Annotated in this window: 2 protein-coding genes and 1 pseudogene; 1 reads left to right on the top strand and 2 read right to left on the bottom strand. The window is 67.5% G+C overall.

Annotated features, from left to right (window positions below):
- Positions 1 to 1327: hypothetical protein (locus tag D7V77_RS41125; RefSeq protein WP_368666247.1), on the top strand; the 1327-nt coding region annotated here is incomplete at its 5' end.
- Here the strand turns inward: D7V77_RS41125 and D7V77_RS41120 are convergent.
- The gene (locus D7V77_RS41120; RefSeq protein WP_120581619.1) at positions 1311 to 2765 is read right to left on the bottom strand and encodes a Fic family protein; all 1455 of its coding nucleotides are present in this window, start codon (positions 2763 to 2765) and stop codon (positions 1311 to 1313) included. The two genes, D7V77_RS41125 and D7V77_RS41120, sit on opposite strands and share 17 nt — an antisense overlap.
- Positions 2766 to 2963: 198 nt before the next feature.
- Positions 2964 to 3302 (bottom strand): annotated as a pseudogene (locus D7V77_RS41115) (hypothetical protein); the annotation flags it as partial.

Below are 3302 nucleotides of genomic sequence, written 5' to 3'. Positions count from 1 at the left end.
AGATGTGTATAAGATACAGGCACCGCGCATCCCGGTGCTCGGTGAGGTGGGTGGACAGGTAGCGCCAGAGGGCGTGGAGGCACACGTGTGGTCGCGGACCCTGATGGTTGGGGACCCACAGGCTCCGCACGCGGTGGTGACCTCCAACGGGGACGTCCTGGTGGCGGCGACCTATCAAGAACCCATCGACCTGGGGGCGGGTCCCCTGCCCTTCAATCGCAACGTCGTGGCGCCACACCTGCTGGTGGCGCGGTATTCGCCGGACGGGACGCTGAAGTGGGCGCGGGGCTGGACGCCCGAGCACGAGGCGAGGGCCCGCGTAGGCGGCCTGGCGGTGGACGCCGCCGACAACATCTTCATCACGGGCATGTCCGCGGGCTTCACCCGCGACAGCGCCACGCTGCCGGAGGGGCCGTTCCTGGCCCGGCTGGACGGCGGAGGCGCGCTGGACTGGGTGCGCTCGTTGCCGGGTGAAGGCCCGGTGGCGGTGAACGGCGTCACGTCCGACCACCACGGGGGCGCGGTGCTGGTGGGGGATTTCGCCGGCGCGCGCGATCTGGGAGAGGGCTTGAAGCGCACGCCCCCTGGCCGGCACGCGGGCTTCGCGTTGAGCGTGGGCGCCAAGGGTGAGCAGCGCTGGAGCCGGGTGTGGATGCCTTCAGGCGAAGGCGAGGTCTCCGCGCGAGCGGTGGCGGTGGATGTCTTTGGCGACGTGCACGTGGTGGGCGGCTACGCGGGGGCGGTGTCGTTGGGAGACGCCACGTTCGTCACCGTGCGCCAGCACACGCCCTTCGTGGTGAAGCTCACCCGGGACGGAGACCACGTCTGGAGCCACGACGTGCGCGGCACGGATGGCACGGCGGTGTCCGTGGCGGTAGGGGCGGACCGCGTCTTCGTGGGCGGAGGCTTCAGCGGCCGGCTGTACTTCCAGAAGACCTTCCACCGCGCGGACTCCCGCGACGGCTTCCTCCTGGCCTACGACGCGAACGGCAGCCAGCAGTGGGCGCGAACCTTCCCCACCGGAGCACCGATGGTGGCCACCGACGACGCGGGCCAGCTGACGGTGGCGGGCGGCCATGACGGCGGCCTCGCCCTGGGCGGGGGCAGCCTGCCTCCGGGCCTGTATGTCGCGAAGCTGCTACCGGAAGAGGGCACGTCGCTCTGGGTGCGCGGATTCGCGAGCCCCGGCACCGTGGCCCAGGCCCGCGCCGTGAGCGTGGACGCGTCCGGGGGCGTGCTGCTCGCCGGAGGCTTCAACCGGTCCATGCCGGAGGACGGACCGTCACGGCCGCTGCAGGACGGCTTCCTGCTCAAGTTGAGCCCTTGAGGAACTGCTCCTGGAGGATGGTCTCCAGCGCTTGAACCTCCTCGTCGGTGAGGAGTTCGAAGTGTGAGGCGCGCTTGGTGGCGGAGAGCCTGCCTTTGTTCTGGAGGACCACCTGGATGAACAGGTTCAACTGTCGATCCGGCATGTCCACCACCCGCTCCATCTGTTCGCGGGCCTGACGGTAGCGAACGATGAACTCCAGCTCCTTGCGGAACTCCGTGCGGATGGTCTCCTCGGTCCACGCATAGAGGTCCTCCGCCATTCGCGTGCAATCGATTGCACGGTACAGGTTGCCGGTCTTCCCCTTCACCGTGACGTGCCAGTCGTCGTCATGCGTGTAATCGACCTGCTGCATGAGAGCGACCGAGAAGGACTCCAGGCAGGCGTCATATTCGGAGCTCTTCTGCAGCATCACCGCGGAGACGGGGAAGATGAGCCCCTGCGGCGTGAAGCCCGAGCGCGACAGGATGTAGTGGATGAGCAGGCGGTGCAGGCGCCCATTTCCGTCCAGGAATGGGTGGATGAGGACGAAGCCGAAAGCCACCGCCGCCGCGTGGACGATGGGGTCCACACGCGCCTTCGCCATCCGCTCGAGACTGGCGAGCAGACCCTGCATGAGGGTGGGGACATCCTCGGGACGGGGCGGCAGGTAGTGGACCTTCTGGTCGCTGAGACTCACCGTCTCGCCGACGTAGTTCTGCTCCTGCCGGTAACCCGCCTCCGCGTAGCGAGGATCCACGGTCTGGTTCTGGATGGCGGTCAGCGCCGCTTCATCCAATGTGTCCCATTGGGGAACTCGCCGCAGGAGGGCCACGTAGCGCTCGGTGCGATCCGGGCTTGGCTTCTCCCGCTCGATGGCGAACGAGGAGCGGGTCTCCTTGGCGTAGAGATACTGGACGGCCCGGCGGAGCACGTCCTCGTCGTACTCGCCCATGAGCCGGGAGACCTCCTTCGCCAGGTCCAGGCTGGCGAAGTGCTTCAGCTTCCCGGTGCGCCGGACCATGGGGCAGAAGTCCACGGTGCCCAGCAGGTTGTTGATGACGCGATGGCGCCGGCTCCGCTCCTCCGTGCCGGTGAAGTACGCCTCGGAATCCAGCAACGGAACGTAGTTGCCACTGGCCGCATCCGGCAGGTCCAAGCGGTTTCCAGTGAGGAATTCGTAGAGGAACCAGAGCCGCCGTGAGTACTGCCCGGTGGGCCGCTGCTGGATGTATTCCTGGAGTCGTGGCTCCAGCGTCTTCCGGGGCTCCTTCTCGAACAGCGCGGAGAGGATTTCGAGCGATACCCCTTCGTACTTGAGCGCGAACTCCAGCTGATGGAAGAGCCCTGGCTCCGGCGCGTAGGTCGGGGGATAGAGGACGATGCTCCGCCCTCCTTCGACGCGCTCGCGCTTCCCGCTTCCAGGCGCGACAAAGGACACCTGGTGGTGCGGCAGCACGACGAGCTCGTGCGCCAGGATGATCCGGGCGTAACCGATGGGCTCCGCCTTGGGAGGAAGGTCGACTCCCAGGCGTGCGCGGATGGCTTGACCGAACGGTTCCAGAAATCGTTCTCCAGAAGGAGAACGTAACCAAAATGGTTATCCGACTCCAAAAATCGTTACGCCAGAGCCTTCACCAACAAAAAGGCTTACGCCTCAAGCCCCGATGCCCTCGGGGTCCGTGGCCAGTTCTCCGCCCAGGTGCATGCCCGTCTGGCAGCGGTAGTCCGTGACGAGCGACGCGGCCAGCACCTTCACGCCCAGCAGCACGTGCAGCGCCGCCGCCACCGGCGAGCGCTTCGCGTACCCCAGCACGAAGGGCGCCAGCACCGCGCCCAGGCCATAGGCGTAGTCCGCCAGCTCGTGCGCCTCGATGGGGATGAGCTTCGTGAGGCTCAGCCGGTAGTCCGTGAATAGCGACACGCCCACCGCGGCCCCGCCCAGCGCCCAGCCGGCCGCCTTCGCCTTGCTGTCGCCGGACGCGCTCCCCACCGC

Source organism: Corallococcus sp. CA041A (assembly GCF_003612075.1).
Classification (GTDB): Bacteria; Myxococcota; Myxococcia; order Myxococcales; family Myxococcaceae; genus Corallococcus; species Corallococcus exiguus.
The sequence above is the reverse complement of the archived record's forward strand: the minus strand, read 5'-3'. Positions and strand labels throughout refer to the sequence as shown.